Annotated in this window: 15 protein-coding genes, 1 tRNA gene and 1 pseudogene; 3 read left to right on the top strand and 14 right to left on the bottom strand. The window is 68.4% G+C overall.

The features are described 5' to 3' along the window. Positions 1-37: 37 nt before the first annotated feature. Complete coding sequence (locus ACOGJB_RS09610; RefSeq protein ID WP_419840586.1) at positions 38-739, top strand: PaaI family thioesterase; 702 nt, start codon at positions 38-40, stop codon at positions 737-739. Between the two features lie 206 nt (positions 740-945). Here ACOGJB_RS09610 and folK read toward each other — a convergent pair whose 3' ends face one another. From folK to ACOGJB_RS09645, 7 genes are all read right to left on the bottom strand, one after another. Continuing rightward, the gene (gene folK, locus ACOGJB_RS09615; protein ID WP_419840587.1) at positions 946-1,482 is read right to left on the bottom strand and encodes a 2-amino-4-hydroxy-6-hydroxymethyldihydropteridine diphosphokinase; all 537 of its coding nucleotides are present in this window, start codon (positions 1,480-1,482) and stop codon (positions 946-948) included. 6 nt (positions 1,483-1,488) lie between these two features. Next, the gene (gene folB / locus ACOGJB_RS09620; RefSeq protein ID WP_419840588.1) at positions 1,489-1,935 is read right to left on the bottom strand and encodes a dihydroneopterin aldolase; all 447 of its coding nucleotides are present in this window, start codon (positions 1,933-1,935) and stop codon (positions 1,489-1,491) included. A gap of 8 nt (positions 1,936-1,943) precedes the next feature. After that, complete coding sequence (locus tag ACOGJB_RS09625) at positions 1,944-2,462, bottom strand: hypothetical protein (protein WP_419840589.1); 519 nt, start codon at positions 2,460-2,462, stop codon at positions 1,944-1,946. A gap of 165 nt (positions 2,463-2,627) precedes the next feature. Then, positions 2,628-3,179: a hypoxanthine phosphoribosyltransferase gene (gene hpt, locus ACOGJB_RS09630; protein WP_419840708.1), complete on the bottom strand. Its 552-nt coding sequence runs from the start codon at positions 3,177-3,179 to the stop codon at positions 2,628-2,630. A 102-nt stretch (positions 3,180-3,281) separates the two neighbouring features. Continuing rightward, positions 3,282-4,283 (bottom strand): tRNA lysidine(34) synthetase TilS, encoded by a 1,002-nt coding sequence (tilS, locus tag ACOGJB_RS09635; RefSeq protein WP_419840590.1) that lies wholly within the window; start codon positions 4,281-4,283, stop codon positions 3,282-3,284. Further along, the gene (locus ACOGJB_RS09640; RefSeq protein WP_419840591.1) at positions 4,267-5,409 is read right to left on the bottom strand and encodes a zinc-dependent metalloprotease; all 1,143 of its coding nucleotides are present in this window, start codon (positions 5,407-5,409) and stop codon (positions 4,267-4,269) included. Before ACOGJB_RS09640 ends, tilS begins: the two co-directional genes overlap by 17 nt. Positions 5,410-5,417: 8 nt before the next feature. Further along, complete coding sequence (locus ACOGJB_RS09645; RefSeq protein WP_419840592.1) at positions 5,418-5,552, bottom strand: hypothetical protein; 135 nt, start codon at positions 5,550-5,552, stop codon at positions 5,418-5,420. A gap of 80 nt (positions 5,553-5,632) precedes the next feature. Between ACOGJB_RS09645 and ACOGJB_RS09650 the strand changes: the two genes are divergently transcribed. After that, positions 5,633-5,704 (top strand) — tRNA-Thr (locus ACOGJB_RS09650). A 48-nt stretch (positions 5,705-5,752) separates the two neighbouring features. On the opposite strand, the gene ACOGJB_RS09655 is transcribed toward ACOGJB_RS09650, so the two are convergent. The 7 genes and pseudogenes from ACOGJB_RS09655 to betC form a co-directional block, all read right to left on the bottom strand. After that, entirely contained in the window at positions 5,753-7,189 is a 1,437-nt protein-coding gene (locus tag ACOGJB_RS09655; protein ID WP_419840593.1) for a hypothetical protein, read from the bottom strand. Between the two features lie 10 nt (positions 7,190-7,199). Then, positions 7,200-7,946, bottom strand: a complete 747-nt coding sequence (gene tmk / locus ACOGJB_RS09660; RefSeq protein WP_419840594.1) for a dTMP kinase — start codon at positions 7,944-7,946, stop codon at positions 7,200-7,202. Continuing rightward, positions 7,943-9,427 carry an MFS transporter gene (locus tag ACOGJB_RS09665; protein WP_419840595.1) on the bottom strand — a complete coding sequence of 495 codons (1,485 nt, stop codon included), beginning with the start codon at positions 9,425-9,427 and terminating at the stop codon, positions 7,943-7,945. The genes tmk and ACOGJB_RS09665 overlap by 4 nt, the downstream gene beginning before the upstream one ends. Positions 9,428-9,568: 141 nt before the next feature. After that, a complete protein-coding gene (gene topA / locus ACOGJB_RS09670; RefSeq protein WP_419840596.1) occupies positions 9,569-12,409 on the bottom strand; it encodes a type I DNA topoisomerase in 2,841 nt (946 codons plus the stop codon). Positions 12,410-12,519: 110 nt separating this feature from the next. Further along, a complete protein-coding gene (locus ACOGJB_RS09675) occupies positions 12,520-13,374 on the bottom strand; it encodes a DUF368 domain-containing protein (protein WP_419840597.1) in 855 nt (284 codons plus the stop codon). A gap of 316 nt (positions 13,375-13,690) precedes the next feature. Continuing rightward, entirely contained in the window at positions 13,691-15,064 is a 1,374-nt protein-coding gene (locus tag ACOGJB_RS09680; protein WP_419840598.1) for an ammonium transporter, read from the bottom strand. Between the two features lie 276 nt (positions 15,065-15,340). Beyond that, positions 15,341-16,852 (bottom strand): annotated as a pseudogene (gene betC / locus ACOGJB_RS09685) (choline-sulfatase). Between the two features lie 299 nt (positions 16,853-17,151). Here betC and ACOGJB_RS09690 point away from each other — a divergent pair. Next, positions 17,152-18,234 carry a glycine betaine ABC transporter substrate-binding protein gene (locus ACOGJB_RS09690; protein ID WP_419840599.1) on the top strand — a complete coding sequence of 361 codons (1,083 nt, stop codon included), beginning with the start codon at positions 17,152-17,154 and terminating at the stop codon, positions 18,232-18,234. Positions 18,235-18,328 lie beyond the last annotated feature (94 nt).

An 18,328-nucleotide genomic window follows, 5' to 3' on the forward strand; every position in this document is an offset into this window, starting at 1 on the left:
ACGAGCGTATGTGCCAGCACAGCTAGCGTCACGGGCCGTGACGCAGCAGGATTCGCCGAGCAATCCCCACAGCCCCATCAGACCCGGTCATGATTGGAGCGCGGTCGAGCGAGCGGCCGCGGCGATGCGCCGGCTGAACCAGGCACTCGCGAATCGGCGGGTCGAAGACGGGGTGCTCGACGAGATCACGGCGTCGGTCGAGGCCAACGCAGCGCGGCTTGAGGCGGGCACGCTGCGGGTGAAGATCGACGACATGCTCTCGCGGCCGTACCTGCGGGAGATCTACGAAGGCCAGTACTTCCCGCTGCCGCTGTCGGACGGCGACGAGATCGAGTTCGATCCGTTCTCGATCGGCGGAGGGCAGCTGCATCCGGCATCGGTGGAAGTGCGCTACTTCAAGGAGTCGGGCGAGTCGGTGACCGGCGAGGCCGTGGTGGATCCTATGTTCGCGGGACCTCCCGAACGCACCCATGGCGGCGTGGTGGCACTCATCATCGACGAGCTGATGGGCGCGCTGAACCGCATGCGGGGCCGGCAGGCCTACACCGGCCGCCTCACCGTCCACTACCGCGCCGCGACCCCGCTGGGCGTGCGGTTGCGGCTTCGGGCGTGGATCGACCACACGTCGGGCCGCAAGATCGTCCAGCACGCCGAGGTGCACGGCCCCGACGGTCTGTGCGTCAACGCCGAAGGTTTGTTCATCCTGCGGGCCGACGCACCTGCGGTCCCCGACGACTGAGGAGCCGCGCTGGTGGGTGCGCCCGCTGCGGAGGCGGCAGAACCCTCGGCCCCAGCGATCCGGCAGGCGGGAGATCAGCACCTCACCGCACCTCTTGCCGACGTCATCGACGCATCACGGCGCATCCACTCGGGAACTGGTCGCAACGTCGCCGAGTCTCCTGCCGCCTCCGCGGCTCTGGCATGTGTGCTTTCCGGGTCGAGTCCTCAGTCCTCGTTTGACGGTGGTGCGGCGGCGAGCTGGTACAGCAGCTCGACGCTTCCGATGCGCTCGCAGTCTTGGTCCGCGACCGCCGTCACGTCGCCGAGGGTGACTAGTTCGGGTGCGAGCTCGGCCAGCGGGTCGAGCACGAATCGGCGCTCGCGCATGCGTGGATGCGGGATCTGCAGCTCGGAATCACCCATCGCTACTTCGCCGAAGAGCAGCACGTCGACGTCCAGCGTGCGGGGCCCCCAGCGCTCGCCCCGCACCCGGCGTGCCGCGGCCTCGAGGGCCTGGCAGCGGGCCAGCAACTCGTACGGACCATCTGAAACGGCCAACTCGGCCACCAGGTTCAGGAACTCGGGCTGATCGGGGCCGATGGGCGCGCTGCGGTACACGCCCGAGGGGGCCACCAGGACTCCGGCGGCATCCAGCGACGCGAGTGCATCAGCCAGTTGTGCTGCGGGATTGCCGATGTTGGCGCCCAGCCCCACGAACGCCCGCACGCGGGGCTCGTTCACCGGCTCACGCCCGGTGGGCATGCCGCCTCACGCCCGGTGACGGGTGATGCGCACCGCGCTGGTGCCGAGGTCGGCTGCAACGGGCGGGCGCAGCTTGGTAACGGTCACCGTGGCCGCGGTAACGGCGTCGATGCCGCACAGTTCTGCAGCGATCAGCTCGGCCAGCCGTTCAAGCAGCAGCGGCTGGGACTCTTCGCACAGCGCCACGATGCGGTCGCACGCAGCGCCGTAGTCGACGGTGAGGCTCAGGTCGTCAGCGGCGCCTGCGGGGCTCAGATCTGCGTAGAGATCGACGTCAATGCTGAGCGGCTGCGGCGCCGTGCGCTCGTGCGCCAGCGCCCCGATCACGCACGTCACCCGCAGGTCACGCAGCTCAATGCGGTCGCTCGTGGCGACCGGATCATTGACAATGCGGTCGCTCGCGGCGAACGCATCATCAACACAGCGGTCGCGGTCGCTATCTGATGCTGGCACCGGTGTGCTCAGCTTGCTGCGCCGCGTTCAGCGAGAATGCCGAGTGCCACATCGACGACGCGGCGCCCCTCGGGCCCGACTCGCTGGCCGAAGATCCGCTCGGTGATGGCCGTCGCCTGCGGACCGGTGGGCACCTTGCCCGACAGCAGCAGGTACGAGGCCACGAACCCGCAAACGTCCTCGCCGACGCGCTCCTTGTGCAGGATCACGCGCTTGCCCTCGGTGGCCAGCCGTTCCAAGTCGTCGTGGACTGATTCCAGGTAGTCACCCAGGCCGTCAACGTTGGGCCACGGCCGGTGCAGGTACGGCATATCGAGCTCGTCGTAGTTGTGCAGATTGTGCGGCGCGGAGATGAGCGACACGACGGTGTCGAAGTCGTTGCGGCGCAGCCAGATGATTTCCTCCTGGCGGCGGACGCGTCGGTGGCTGGCGCCATAGCCGCCAGGACGCTCGCACACCGCGAGGCGCTCGGCGACAACCCAGTTGAAGTTGCGGGGCTGAATGCCTTCCGCCCACTTCCCTCTCATAGCTCGCCGTCCCTCGCAGCGTCACTGACGCTTGCAGTGCTTCGCAGCGTCACCGGACGCTCGCAGTACGCCAGTGTGTCACCGACGCCCGCAATGCCTCAGTGCGTGCTCACAGCCGAATTTATCGGTGCCGGTCCGGCCCTGCACGATCCGCCCAATCGAGTTTCAGGCGCTTTGGGCGGCGGAGGCGTCGTAGGCGCGAATTTCGGCCAGATTACGGTACTTCTGGGCCAGATCCAGCCCGTAGCCGATGACCCACACGGGCGGCAGGCGAAATCCGATGTAGTCGACGAGGCCGTTCAGGCTGCCGTTGTGCTCGCGGGTCAGCAGCGAGCACACCGCCAGGCTGGCGGGGCTGCGGGCGAGCAGGCTGCGACGCAGGTACGACAGCGTCAGACCGCTCTCGACGATGTCCTCCACCAAGATGACGTCGCGCCCCGCGATGTCGATGTCGAGGTCCTTGAGGATGCGAACGACACCGCTCGAACGGGTGCTGCTGCCGTACGACGACACGGCCATGAAGTCCATCTCGACCGGCAGGTCGATGGCCCGGCTGAGATCGGACGCGAACATCACGGCGCCTTTGAGGACCGCGACGAGCAGCGGCTCGCGGCCCGCGTAGTCGGCAGTGATCTGCGCGCCCATCTCGACAACCCGCTCGGCGATCTCGGGACCCGAGACCAGCACCTCCCCGACGGCGGGGTCGCCGGCGAGCATGGAGTCGAGGTCGCTGGGGGTGCTCGGCGATCCCGGCGCGGGTGTCACGTGAGTCGAACCTAGCGCCTGCGACACATCTGTGGTGCGGTCGCGGCGAAGCGCTCAGCTCTCGAGGCGCAGCCGGTCGGCTGATCTGGTGACCCGACGGCCGCCGCCGACCTCGGTCGCGCGGTGAGTGTGGCGGGCCACCTCGAGCACCCGGTCGACGGTGCGGGCATCGGGCGGATGATCGGTGCGCAGCCATGCCCGGATGGATCGCCGGGCCAGCGCCACCGGCGCAGACCGCAGCTCGGACGCGCTGGTGGGGTCGATGTCGGCGGCCAGCACATCGAGCAGGTCCGCCTCGGTGGCTGCCAGCGCGGATCCGCGCGCCAGCAGGGGCACCACATCGCGCCCGGCGATGTCGCACAGCAGCGGCATCGCCTCGTGGCGCACGCGGCTGCGCCAGAAGCGAGGATCGGCGTTGGAGGGATCACGGATTGGTTCGTAGCCCGCCAGCTCGCAGACACGTTCGGTCTCGCTGCGTCGTAGTCCCAGCAGCGGCCGCCGGTCGGCCCGCATGGCAGCGAGCGCATCGAGTGCTCCGCCGCGAAGCAAGTGCAGCAGCATGGTCTCTGCCTGGTCGTCGGCGGTGTGACCCAGCAGCGCGTCGGGCCCCACGGCGGCGTGGCGGGCCTCGCGAGCTCGCGCCTGCAGGTTGGCTCCCGGCGCAAGGTCGAGTTGAACGACGCGGAAGCCCGCTCCGAGTCGATCGCACAGCGCCTCGACCTGCGCCGCTTCGGCCGCTCCTGCAGGCCGCAGCCCGTGGCCCACATGGATGGCGGTGACTGCTGTCGCGGCCGAGTCGTTGCGCTGCGCGAAACGGCAGGCCAGGGTGAGCAGCGCGGCCGAATCCGCGCCGCCCGACACCGCGCAGACCAGCTCGGGGCGCGCGACGTCACCGAATGTGCAGCGGTCCACCAAGCGGTCGATCTCGTCGGGGTTCTCCGGCGCGCCGGAAGCGGCGTCGCTGCACGAAGACAGCCGACGCTCCGAACGCGGCGGCGCAGTCCCGTCCCCCGCGTCGGGCGGGGTCCGGGCGGAGCGGTCAGGCGGCGGGGACACGCTCCAGCCAGGCTTGGGGGTCGCGGATCTCGGCCATAGACGGCAGGTGCTCGACGCGTTCCCAGATCCGGTCCACCGCACGAGGGCCCCGCTCGGCCTCGATCCTGGCGATGAAGTCTTCGCCGGCCTGGTACTGGGCGAGCTTGGCCTCGATCCCCAGCAAGCGCTGGATCAGGCGGGCCATGCCGCGCACGTTGCGGCGCCGGTGCTGCATCACCACGGCGAAGCGGTCAGCGTCGGGGATATGGCCGCGGGCGGCTCGCGCCATGGTGACGTCGCCGTGCCCTTCCACCAAGCTCATCATGCCGCCGACCTGGGCGATCAGGCCGCGCTGGTGCTCGGTGGCGAACACTGCGGCGAGCCCCCCTTCGCCCAGCAGGTCCTGGCCCGGTTGACCCGAATTGCTGCCGCTCGACTTGCTTGGACCCGAATTGCTGCGGCGTTGGGTCATCAGCGTGCGAAGGCCGTCGCGCAGGCGTTCGGGATCGGGCTGGGCTTCGTCGACCAGCCCGTTCACGAGCTGCAGGAAATGCGGCCGCAGCCAGGGGACGCCGGTGAACTGCGAGCGGTGCGTCAGTTCGTGCAGCGCAAGCCACAGCCGGAATTGGGAGGGGACGAATGCGAAGCGCTTCTCGGTCACCAAGATGTTCGGGCCGACGAAGTAGACGGTGTCGCCGACCGTGTCGCCACGCGAGTCGCCAGCATCGTCTGATGCCCACAGCAGGTCGTACTGGCCGAGCACCCTGCGTGCCATCCAGCCCAGCACCGAACCCAGCTCGACCGCTCCGACCGTGCGCGTCACGCGTGAGGGCTCCGCCGGTTCTTCAGTGTCGGCTTGCGCAGTGTCGGCCGGTGCGCCCAGCAGCGGCTGCAGCAGTCTCCGGAACGCTGCGATGTTGGCGTCAATCCAGCCAGCCCGGTCGATGACCTCTGCGTGAGCCTCGCCAGGCGTTTCCAGCCCGGTCTCGATGGCGACCAGCTCAGCAGCGACCGGCACGAACCTGGCGAAGTCCTTGCGCAGGGGCTCAGCAAGATAGGACTGGTACAGCGGTTCGGTGCCCGCCACCCGCACCGCGATGCGGCGCGCCAAGTCCCAGTCGACGTGCTCGTCGGCGGGGTCGGTCACCTTGCGGCTCAGCGCTTGGGGTAGCGCGGAGCAACCACCTTTTGCACATAGCCCGCAACCAGCTTGAAGACGGTCAGCACTGTCACCACGGTGAGCGGGACCGCCAGCCAGTAGTGCCAGACCTGCGCAGCAAGGAGGTTCATGGCGGGAATAGTAGTGGTCATCGAGGGCGAAGCCCCTTCGTGTTGGGCCTTTGCACGCTGGTACCGTGAGCCGCCGAATTGCCCGAGTAGCTCAGTGGCAGAGCGGCTCTCTCGTAAAGAGCAGGTCGTGGGTTCAATCCCCACCTCGGGCTCGCCGGCTGCCTCCCGCCAGCTTGGCGGCTGCGCCCGGCCGGCTCGCGCTAACGGCCCCGGAGGCCGAGGCGGATGAACAGGCAGCCCAGGGCCAATCGCTGGTTCGCGTTGAAGCGCAGTGCTTCGGCTGCGTCGCCGACGGCTTGGAGCTGCCCCGCGGCCGGCTCGGGCCGCAGGCTGCCGCTGCTGGCTTCGTCGCGGATCTGTGCGGCCAGCACTGCTAGTCCCATCGTCAGCTCGTCGGTGCGCACGCGGCGCAGCTCGCGCCGGTGGCGCTCGTCGAGCGAGCTGCGGCCGACGTTCGTCCCGTACAGCTCGGCCTGCTCGTCGGCTGCCGCACGCTCGGCCTCGTGACGGGCTTCGAGGGGTGCTGCTGCCTGCTCGGTCGCCTCCAGCGCAGCGTCCGCAGCGGCCATCGCCGCGGCCGCGGTGCCGTTCAGCGAACCCCGCAGCCCTCGCCACGCCTCGATCCGCGCAGCAGCGTCGTCGTCGGAGGCGAGCAGGCGGGCACGATCGATCGAGCCACCGGCCGCGGCCGCGGCGAAGCCGGCACGGCCAGCCTCGACGCCATCGGCGATGAGGATTGCGTGCAGGTCTGCTTCGCCCAAGGCCTCGAAGTCGACGCGTGCGCAGCGCGAGGCCAGCGTCTCCATCGACCGGTTGACCTCTTCGGCGAGCAGCACGAACACCGTCGACGGCGGTGGCTCCTCGACCGACTTGAGCAGGATCGGCGCGCTCTGCGCGGCGCGGTCGACGTCGTTGAGCACGATGACCTTCTGCTCGCCGGACACGGGCGCTGCAGCGGCGGCGCGCACGGCGTCGCGAGCCTGCCCAGCCGTCATAGCTGCGCCGACACGGTCGAACACGAGCAGGTCGGGATGTTGCTCGGCGAGCGCAAGGCGACGCTCACGCTCGGGGGTCGCGCTGCGCGCCGCCAGCAGTTCGCCCGCAAACCGGCAGGCCGCGCTGCGCAGCCCGGCCCCCGCGGGGCCGACGAACAGGTACGCCGGCAGCGGCGAGGCAAGCGCTGCCCGCAGGCGGTCAACGGCTGCGGGCTGACCGGCGATGCCGTCGAGCAGGTTGCCGACCGGCGGCTCGTCGGTCGGCGACTCATCGAGCGACGATCGGGCAGGGGGGACCGGGGGCTCATCCGCGGCAGGGGTGGCCGCTGCACGCTCGGCTGAGGCTGGCGTCGATTCAGCCGCCGGCTTCGACCGGTCAGGTTGAACCGGGGGCGGCGCGACCACGGGGCCGGCTGGGACGTCAGCAGCGGACGCGGGCTTGGATGCGGGCTCCGGCGGCGACGGATCGGGAGTGGGGGGTGGCGCAGCGGCAGGCTCGTCTCCGAAGTCGAACAGCGACAGTGGGGCGGGCTCGGCTGCGCGAGGCGGCTCAGACGTGGCCGTCGACTCGGCTGGGTCTTCGGCGCCAGGCGGCTCGTCGGAACTCTCGGTATCGGATGGGCCGCCGGCTCTCGATGCCACCGCGAACGCCTCAATCCGCCATCGCGGGATGCTCGGCAACCGCCGCACGCACCCGCTCGGCAACCTTGCTGACGCTGCCGGCGGCATCCACGCGGACCCAGCGATCAGGTTCTGCATTGCACAGCTCGCGGTAGCTGCGCCACACCCGCAGCGCGAAGTGCAGCGCTTCGCCCTCCAGCCGATCCGGCCCGTCGCTTCCGGGCTGTCCCGCCTCGGGATCAGCCGTCGACTCACCCGTCGACCCAGACTCCAGCAACGACATCTGCTCGCCGCCGACGCGATCGAGATGGTGCACACGTCGATCCGCGTCGACCAGCGGCACATCGAGCAGCACGACGACGTCGGGCAGGATGATCTCGGGCAGTTCGCTCGACGCGCCCGCCGGTCGGCGGGAAGCATAGTCGATCAGCGACCGCAGCTCGTCGAGGGGCAACCCCCGGCCATAGCCCTGGTACGCCAGAGTCGAGCCATAGGAACGGTCGGTCACCACGTCTCGGCCCGCTTCGAGTGCTGGCGCAACCACCGTGGCGATGTGCTGGGATCGATCAGCGGCAAACAGCAGCGCTTCGGTGCGCGCTGCGGGCGCATTCTCTGACGGCGAATGCAACAGCACCTCACGCAGCGAAGCGCCGAGCGGCGTCCCGCCTGGCTCACGGGTGGCGACGGCATCGAGGTGGGTTGCCAGCATCTCTGCCTGTGTTGACTTGCCGCTGCCGTCGAAGCCCTCCAGCGCGATGTAGCGGCCTCGGGCACTCATGCGCTGTCCCCGGCGCTGCCTGCGGCCTGCGGCGCCCTGCGCCCCTCGCCACGTCGGCTGCGCAGTGAGATCCCAGCCAGGACGCCCGCCATCAGGATCAGCAGAGCTCCCAGCCACAGGGCACCTCGCACGCCGGGGAGTGCCAGCACTGAGCCGCCGATGGAGATCTCGTTGTTGAACACGACGTCAAAGAGCCACTGGAAGCCGTCCGACAAGAACCCGCCCGCGGCCATCGAGATCAGCAGGCAGAACCGCACCAGCGTGTACATGGCAGCGAACACGCGGCCTCGGAGCACCTCCTCCACGTTCTCGTGCAGCAGCGTCAGCCCGGTGACATACACCGACCCCGCAGCCAGCCCAAGCAGCAGGACCCCCCCGAGCACCAACAGCGTGACGGACGCCGAGGCGGCAAACATCAGCGACGCACCGGCGAGGAACACCGAGAACACAAAGAGGCGGGCACGCCCTTCCGCAGCCAACGCGGAGTGGCGGCCCAGATAGTTCGCGGCGCTCTGCAGCAGCGTCACCAACGCCACCCCGCCGCCCACGCCGAGGCCCATCGCCACCAGGATCGAGCTGAAGCCGGCGCTGCCGGCGCCGAGCACCTCGTCGTTGTAGACCGCGCCGAGCGGCACCAGCATCCCGCCGCCGATCATGCCGGTGCCCAAGCCCACGAGCACGGCGCGGACTTGCGGGTTGAGGGCGATGAAGTCCCAGCCTTCGCGCAGCTCGCGGAAGCCTTGGCGCCAGTCGATGCGGCGGCCGGAGTCGCGCTTGGCGTGCGCGGCGGTGATGTGCGACGAGAGCGGCAGCGTCGCGATGATTGCTGCAGCGATCAGGAACGTCGCCGAGTCGAGGACCAGCGACATTTCCACCTGGCCGATGTCGGTCCAGCCGATCAGCTCGCCCAGCTTCGCCATGGCGGCAAATGCGCCGGCGCCCAGCGGGAACGTGCCGTAAGCGGCCACCAGGCCCAGCGAGTTGGCGGCGGTGAGGTGCCGGGCGGGCACGATGTTAGGGACGATGGCCTCCTTGGCCGGGCTCCACAGCGAGGTGGCCAGTTCCAGGGCCAGCGATGCCACCACCAGCAGCCACACCCGGTCGATGAACGGGATCGTCAGCAGCACGCTGGCCCGCGCGATGTCGCAGATGACCAGCAGCCGCTTGCGGTTGAAACGGTCCACGATGATGCCGCCCGCCGACGCCAGGAAGAAACCCGGCAGCACCCGTGCCGTCACCACCAATGCGATGGCCGAACCCGGCTGGTCGCCGCCGATGCGCCGCGCCACCTCGATGGTGGCAAGCAGCCCGATCCAGTCGCCGAACGAGCTGACGACCTGCGCCACCCACAGGCGCAGGAATCCCGGCGCCGCGAACAATCCGGGCCGCGGAGCCTCGTCATCGCTTCCATTGCCGGTCCCGGCGTCAACATCGGACGCGTCCGAGCCGTCGAACGAGGGGTTCGAGCTATCCGAACTCATGGCACTCAGCAGGCTAGGAGGCTGAGCCAAATGGCGAAGCCGTGGCCCGAGCGGCCCGTGAGCCCAATCACATGAGCATTGGGAACAAGAGCGGGAAGCAACAGGCAGAGCGACGAGAAGGTCTGCCAATCCGCGCTTGATCTAGGAGCCGGGAGTGTCTGACTTTTTCGCCGGTTTCTTCTTCGCAGGCGATTTCTTGGCCGCCCGCTTCTTGGCTGCCTTCTTCGTGGCTGCCTTCTTCTTGGTGGGCTGCTTGCGGCGGGCCGCACGTTTCTTGGCCGGTCCCCTCGCACGTCGCATCGCCAACAGCTCCGCCGCTCGCTCGACGGTCAGCGTCTCGGCGTCGTCGCCCTGGCGCAGCGAGGCGTTGTACTCACCGTCGGTCACGTACGGCCCGAAACGGCCGTCCCTGAGCACCATCGGCTTGCCGCTGTCGGGGTCGGTGCCGATCTCACGACCCGCATTCGCCGCTTGCTGGCCGCGCCGGCGGCGGGGCTGAGCCAGCAGCGTCAGCGCTTCTTCCAGGGTCAGCGTGAAGAGCTGCGCTTCGGACTCGAGGCTGCGGTTCTCGTCTTTGGCCTCGCCCACCGCTGCCTTCGTCAGGTACGGACCGAACCGCCCGTTGCGAACCGTGATCTCCGCCCCGTCCGCAGGATCGACTCCCACCGTCCGCGGCAGCGTGAGCAGCTGCAGGGCGTCGTTGAGCGTGATCGTCTCGGGTGTGTGATGGCTCAGCAGCGATGCCGTGCGGGGGCGCTCGTCGACCTCGTCGGGCCGCCCCACCGAGACGTAGGGGCCGAACCGGCCCGGCCGCACGATGATGTCGAGGCCGGTGTCGGCGTCGGTGCCCAGCACGCGCTCGGTGGGTTCGTCGAGCAACGCGAGTGCTCGTTCGATCGTCAGCTCGTCGGGCGCAAGGTCGTCGGGCAGCGGCCGGGTGGCGTCGCCGCGTCGAAGGTACGGGCCGAATCGGCCCACCCGGGCGACCACCGGCTCACCCTCGTCGTCGATGCCGATGGGAATGCTGTTGATCTGCGCCGCGTCGATGTCTGCCAGCCGGTCATCGGAAACGAGGTAGCGCAAGCCGCCCGCCGCCTCGGACGTGGGCGCTTGCTTGTCGCCGAAGTAGAACTCGGTCAGCCAAGGCTCCGCATCGCGCTCGCCGCTCGCGATCTCGTCGAGGTCTTCCTCCATGCGGGCCGTCAGCGCATAGTCGACCAGGCGGTCGAAGTGCCGCTCCATCAGGCCCACCGTGGCGAACGCCGTGAACGCCGGCACCAGCGAGGAGCCCTTCTTCCACACATAGCCACGCGCCTGGATGGTCTCGATGATGCTGGCGTAGGTGCTTGGGCGGCCGACGCCGAGTTCCTCGAGCCGCCGCACCAGCGACGCCTCGGTGAAGCGGGCTGGCGGGCTCGTGTTATGGGAAGCGGGCTCGAGCGAGACCGCAGTGGCCGAATCGCCGGCGTCGATGTCGGGCAGGATGCGCTCGGGCTCCTCGTCGGTGCCGGTGGGAGGCGGTGCGTACACCAGCCGGAAGCCCGGGCTGCGCACCACCGTCCCAGCGGCGGACAGCTCGACGCTGTGGCGACCCGGTCCGGCCCCGTTGGCCGGCGCGAGGGCAGGCGCCAGGTCGCATACGGCAGTGCCCACCAGCTTGATGGTGACGGTCTCGCCGGTGGCGTCGATCATCTGGCTGGCGACGGTGCGCTGCCACACCAAGTCGTAGAGGCGCGACGCATCGCCCCCCAGGTCGTCGACGCCGCCGGGAGCGGGCCAGCTCTCGCCGGCGGGGCGGATCGCCTCGTGCGCTTCCTGAGCGTTCTTGACCTTGCGGGTATAGGTGCGGGGTTTGGGCGGGAGGTTCTCGCTGCCATAGCGACCCGCGACGATGCGCCGAGCCACGTCGAGCGCCTGAGCCGACAGCGTGGTGCTGTCGGTGCGCATGTAGGTGATGCGGCCGTTTTCATACAGCCGCTGGGCAGCCGCCATGGTGCGCGAGGCCGAGAAGCCCAGCCGTGCACCAGCAGCCTGCTGCAAGGTGGAGGTGATAAATGGTGCCGACGGTCGGCGCCGGTAAGGCTTGGACTCCCGGGAGCTCACAGTGAACGGCGCCCCGGTGAGAGCGTCAGCAAGCGACGCCGCAGCACCCGCGTCAAGCACAGCGATGTCACCCGAGCGCAGCTCACCCTGCTGGTTGAAATCACGGCCGGTAGCAACCCGCTGCGCGTTCAACGAAACCAGCGAAGCATCAAACCGCTCCGCCGAGCGAGACGCACCAGGCGCCGCACCGCTGCGGGCACCGGCAGCCGCGTCGCCGCCACCCGTGCCGCCGGCCGCCGCGCCCGACCCAGTGTCAAGCGTCGCAGTGATGCTCCAGTACTCAGCAGCCCGAAATGCCATGCGCTCGCGTTCGCGTTCCACGATGAGACGGTTGGCCACGCTCTGAACCCGCCCCGCGGACAGCCGCGGCGCCACCTTGCGCCACAGCACCGGCGAGACCTCATAGCCGTAGAGACGGTCAAAGATGCGCCGAGCCTCCTGCGCATCAACCAGCCGCCGGTCGAGGTCACGCGGGTTGTCGATGGCCGCGCGGATGGCGGCGGCGGTGATCTCGTGGAACACCATGCGGCGCACTGGGATCTGCGGGTTCAGCACCTCGAGCAGGTGCCAAGCGATGGCTTCGCCCTCGCGGTCCTCATCGGTGGCGAGATACAGCTCGTCGGCGTCGCGCAGCAGCGATTTCAACCGCCGCACCTGATCACGCGCCGTCACCACGTAGACCGGCTTAAAGCCGTCGTCGGGGTTGACGCCCAGCGTCGCCCACGACTCGGACTTGTAGGCGGCAGGCACCTCGGAGGCATTGCGAGGCAAGTCCCGGATGTGGCCCACCGAAGACTCCACCACGTACTCGTCGCCCAAAAAGCGCGAGATCGTGCGCGCCTTCGCGGGCGACTCGACGATGACGAGAGAAGTGGCCATAGAGATCAGGGGTACCCAGCGCCAGCACTGCAGTACAGAAGGTCGCGGCGCCAACACGGACAGCGCCGGACGGTAGCGCAACTGTTCAGCGAAACGACGGTGAGGCCTCTCTACGCGGTCTCGTGCCGGGTGCCCACGCGGTGCAGTCCGACCGCAACAAGGGCTGCCACCCCGGCAGCGATCACAGCCACCACGAGGTCCGACGCGAGCGGTGCGCCAAGCTCCGCGTTCCCGAAACCACCCGAATCTGCATCACCGACCGGCCATGGCCAAAGCACCCGCAACGAGCCAGCCATCAGCCCCATCAGCACAGCGATCATCGCATCCCGCCAGCGATCCAGCAACCGCGCCAACAGCCGCGAGAACAATCCCAGCCCAATCACCGCTCCCAGCCCAAACAGCAACACGGTGCCGAAGTCTCGCTCAGACACAGCCTCGGTGATCGGGTCATACAGCCCCAGCAGCAACAGCACAAAGGCACCCGAGATCCCAGGCAGGATCATGGCGCAAATCGCCAGCGCACCAGCGCCAACAATCACCAAGCCAGCCGGATCCGAAACGCTGCCAGCACGAACCCCCAGCAAGAAGAAAACAGCAACCGCAACCACAACAAACACGGCCACAAGCCCGACCCGCCACTGTCCCACCTGCACCCGGGTGGTCACCACGGTCAGAGCAACAAGACCAAAGAACGCCGCAGAAAGCCCCACAGGCTGCTCATCAATCAACCACCGAACCACCTCAACAAGCCCAACAATGGCAACACCGATGCCCACCGCCAGCGGAACAAGAAACCCCCACTCAGCCCGCCCGACCATCCCGAGCGCCGTTCGGAGGCGTCCGCGCAGCAACAGCCCCGCAGCAGTACTCAGGTGCGCAACCTGCCCCACCAGCCGGTCATAGATCCCCAGCAACAGCGCCAAGGTGCCACCCGACACCCCAGGCACCACATCGGCAGCCCCCATAGCCAACCCCCGAACAAAATTCGAGAGCACCCGCCGCAGCACCCAGCCGAACCTAGAGCATCAGCACAAAGCCACAGATGCCACAGCAGCGACAAGTGCACAGATGTCACAGCGGAGGAGGCGGCAGGGAACTCTGCGACGTTGCGACCTGCTGGATCGCGGGAGCAGAGGGCCCTGCCGCCTCCGCAGCGGGCGCAACCGGGCAAACGCACAAACGCACAAACGCACAAACGCGGAAAGTCCCCGGGCAAGAACCCGGGGACCCCCGCTGACAGCAGAAAAGGAAGGGCCAGACAACTCAGCCCATGGCCGAGTGTCAGCCGCTCGAAACCACGTCGTCCAGCGCCATTCCAGGACCCCCATGCTCAGAAACATCAAGGCCCACCATCTCCTCCTCCGCCGACACCCGCAGCCCAATGGTGGCCTTCAGGACCCCGAACAGGATCACCGAGGTAACGATCACCCAGACGGCCACGATCACCACCATCAGGAACTGCACAACGAGCTGCTCGATGCCGCCGCCGTAGAACAGGCCGGCGTTCTCGCGGCCCAGGAAGGCATCGTCGTAGCGGGCGAACAGGCCGATGGCGAGTGTCCCCCACATGCCTGCTGCGCCGTGAACGGCGAAGGCACCGACGGGATCGTCGATCTTCAGCTTGCGGTCGACGAAGCCGACGACCAGCACCACGATGAGGCCCGCGATGAATCCGGTGACGATGGCGCCCCAGGGCGTCATCGTGCCGCAGCCAGCGGTGATGCCGACCAGGCCGGCCAGTGCACCGTTGCCGGCCATCGGCACGTCGGGACGGCCGCTGCGCAGCCAGTTCAGCGCTGTGGCGCCGATGACGCCGGCGCACGCAGCCAGCACGGTGTTGAGCGCCACGAACATCACGTATTCATCGGCTGCGAGCTCTGAGCCCGGGTTGAAGCCGAACCAGCCGAACCACAGGATGAACACGCCCAAGATGGCGAGCGTCACGTTGTGGCCCGGAATGTTGCGCGACGTCCCGTCGGGGGCGTACTTGCCGAGGCGCGGACCGAGCATCCATGCACCGACGAGGGCCATCCAGCCGCCCACGCTGTGGACGATGGTGGAACCGGCGAAGTCGCTGTAAACGGCGTCGCCGATGGAGATGTTGGCAATGAGGCCGCCGCCCCAGGTCCAGTGCACGACAATCGGGTAGATGATCGCCGTGGTCACGAGGCTGAAGATGAGGTAGGTGCTGAACTTCGTGCGCTCGGCCATGGCGCCCGAGGCGATGGTGACCGCTGTGGCCGCAAATACGGCCTGGAAGAAGAAGTCGGTCGAGCCCGACAGGCCTTCGGAGATGTCGAACAGGTCGACGCCCGACAATGCGAACGAGCCCCAGCCGAATGCGCTGTTGCCGTCGCCGCCGTAGGCGAGGCCGTAGCCGACTAGGAAGAACGCCAGGATGCCGATGGACGCATCGGCCAGGTTCTTGGCCATGATGTTGGCCACGTTCTTCGAGCGGGTCAGGCCCGACTCGAGCATGGCGAAGCCGGCCTGCATCAAGAAGACGAGCACGCCGGCGATGAACACCCACAGGTTGTCCATGACTGCCTGCACCATCTCGGCGGACAGCGATTCGTCCTGTGCGCCGGCTGGACCGGCAAACAGGAACAGGCCGCCGACGGCGCCCGCGACGATGACGAAGAGCTTGCGTTTCATGGCGAATCTCCTAGGACTCGGATCCCGATGAATGGCTGACGGGGCGAACCTAGAAACGCCGTGTTGCGCGGGAGTCACCTCGACATGACCGCTCGATGCACAGCGCGGGTCGGCGCTGTTGCCGAAGTGTTTCCGCAGCGTTGCGAGCTGTGGCGTTGCTCGAGAACGTGCGCCCGCTGCGGAGGCGGCAGGGCCCTCTGCTCCCGCGATCCGGCAGGTCGCAACGTCGCAGAGTTCCCTGCCGCCTCCTCCGCTGTGACATCTGTGGCAGCCGGCTCAGCTGCTCGCGGGGTAGCGCAGCTTGGGGCCCGCTTCGGCCCAGTCCATGTGATCGCGGATGTACTCGTTGGACGGATCTCGGGGCGGCGCGTAGTCCCAGCCTTGCGGTGCTGCAGCATGAACGACCCGGCGGGCCCGCTGGGAGGCGAGCACTTGCTCGCGAATCGCGGTCGAGTTCCAGCGCTGGGTCACTTCGTGCGCGAATGCAGACGTCACGTCCGCCAGATCGGCTGAGCCGGCGAGGTTGTGATGCTCGGCGGGGTTGTCGGCCAGGTCATAGAGCTGCGGTGGGTCGGTGTCGCAGTGGATGTACTTGTAGTGGCCGCGACGGATCATGAACATGGGATGGGACGTCAGCTCGCCCATGTACTCGCCTACGGTCTCGTCGATCGGGTCTGCAGCCCCGGTGGCAGCAGGCCAGAGGCTGCGACCGTCGCGCGGTGCACCCAATTCGCCGAGCGGACCCGCTGCGATGTCGGCCCCTGCGATGTCCAGCAGCGTCGGCGCCAGGTCCAGCAGCGAGCACACATTGGGCACGGTGCCCTGCTCGATGTCCGGGCCCGCCATCACCAGCGGGACGCGGGCGGAGCGCTCGAAGAACGACATCTTGAACCAGGCGCCCCGGTCGCCGAGCATGTCGCCGTGATCGCTGGTCGCGATGACCACGGTGTCGTCGGCATGGCCGGTCTCGTCCAGCACGGCCAGCAGCTCGCCCAGCCACCAGTCGAAGTAGCTCGTGTTGGCGTAGTACGCGTGACGGGCGTTGCGGCATTGCTCGTCGGTCCATCCGACGGTGTCTGCCTCGATGCCCGCTCGGATGCGCACGGTGTGAGGGTCCAGCTCGGCGGGCATCGGCCCGGGCAGGTCGATCTCGTCGTGGTCGTAGAGGTTCCACCACTCGGGGCGCGCCACGTAAGGGTCGTGAGGGTGGATGAAGGCCACCGCCAGGAAGAACGGGCGATCGTCGGGTTCGCGTGCCAGGTCGTACAGGCAGCGGCGGGTGGCGAAGCCCACCTCGTCGTCGTAGTCCATCTGGTAAGTGGCGAGTGCCTGGCCGGCCCCAGAAAGGCTGTCCATGTTGTGGTACCACTTGCCGATCCGCTCGCCGGCGGCATCCCAGTTGGGCGTCCACGCGAAGTTGGCCGGGTAGATGTCGGTGGTGAGGCGCCGGCTGAAGCCGTGCAGCTGATCGGGGCCGACGAAGTGCATCTTTCCCGACAGCACCGTCCGGTAGCCCGCGAGGTTCAGCCAGTGGGCGATGGTGGGTGCGGCTGCGCTCCACTCCGCGGCGTTGTCCCACGCGCCGATCTGCGACGGGAGGCGGCCGGTCATCATCGAGTAACGCGACGGCGCGCACAGCGGCGAGGGGCAGTACGCCGCGTCGAACCGGACGCCCCGCTCGGCGATCGAGTCCATCGACGGCGTCTGGACCAGCGGGTGGCCGTAGGTGCCGGTGAAGTGCGGCGCGAGCTAATCCGCCATCACCAGCACGATGTTGGGAGCGGGCATCGAACCGCACAGTAGGCCCGCCGGAGACGGGCCAGAACCGGGGTCGAGTCCAAGTCGGTCCCCGGCGGATCTCGGGCCGAACCCAGCGCTCGACGGGCTGGTCGCACTCGACAGTCAAGAGCGCGCACATGTGCGCGGTTCTGGCGTTTCTCGGGCGTGCTAATGTCTTCAAAACCGTCTAAATGGCCTGTTTTTCCGGGACGACTGGGGAGGTCGGATCCGCCGCAGGCCGACTGCCCTCGCTGAGGGCCGCCGGCAGATGCCGGCGACAGACGGAGGACACAAACCGGGGGGTGCCCATGTCCGAAGTATTCAAATCCGGCGAGCGAATTCGTCGGCGTCGAAAGCTCAGTAGCTGGAAGCTGCTCATAGCGCTCATCGCAGTGCTCGGGCTGTTCGCCGCTGCCTGTACGGGCGGCGACAGCGACGATGTGGCCGAAGAGCCGGCCGCCACGACAGAGGCGATGGAAGAAGAGCCGGAGGAGATGCCGGTCGACGAGGGTCCTGACCTGGGCTCGCAGACCGCGATCACACTGGCCGCGAATCCGTGGAACGGCTCGGCGCTGAACGTGGCAGTCGCTGCGCAGCTTCTCGAGAGCGAGCTCGGGTACGAGGTCGAGATCGTGGACATCGACGAGAACGCCCAGTGGGCGGCCATCAACACTGGCGAGATCAGTGCCTCGCTCGAGGTGTGGCCGTCAGGCCACGCGCAGAACGTGACCGACTTCATCGACAACGACGGCGCCAATGTGGACAACGCCGGGCTGCTCGGCCCGGTCGGCAAGATCGGCTGGTTCACTCCGACCTACATGATCGAGCGCCATCCGGAGCTGGCGACATGGGAGGGCTTCGCCGATCCGGCGCTGGCCGGCCTGTACGCCACGGCGGAGACCGGCGACCTGGGACAGTTCCTGGGCGGCGATCCGAGCTTCGTCCAGTACGACGAGGACATCATCAACAACCTGGGCCTGCCGATGCAGGTGGTGTATGCCGGGTCCGAGGCTGCGATCTTGGCAGCCGTGGACGCCGCGTACAGCCGGGAGGAGCCGATCCTGGTCTACCTGTGGACGCCCCACTCGGCGTTCAACAGCTACGACCTCACCAACGTGCTGCTGCCTGACTACAGCGACGAGTGCTACGCCACCGCAGATGACGGCGGAGTCGACTGCGACTATCCCGCCGACGTCCTGTTCAAGATCATCGATGCGAGCCTCGCCGACAACGCCCCCGCAGCGGATGCGTTCCTGCGGGCCATGAACTACGACAGCGCTGACCAGATCGCCATGCTCGCCGCCGTCGAGGGCGAGGGAATGTCGATCGACGATGCCGCTGCGCAGTGGATCGCAGACAACGAGGCGACCTGGAGCGCCTGGCTGAACTAGCCCGTCAGCGTTCAGATTGCAGCACGACGCTGACCCGTCGGCGTCGGCCCGGCACAAGCTGAGCCGCAAGGCGCAGCCGGGCCGGCCCCGACGG

Origin of the sequence: Candidatus Poriferisodalis sp. (assembly GCF_965208895.1) — a bacterium.
Taxonomy (GTDB): Bacteria; Actinomycetota; Acidimicrobiia; order Acidimicrobiales; family Poriferisodalaceae; genus Poriferisodalis.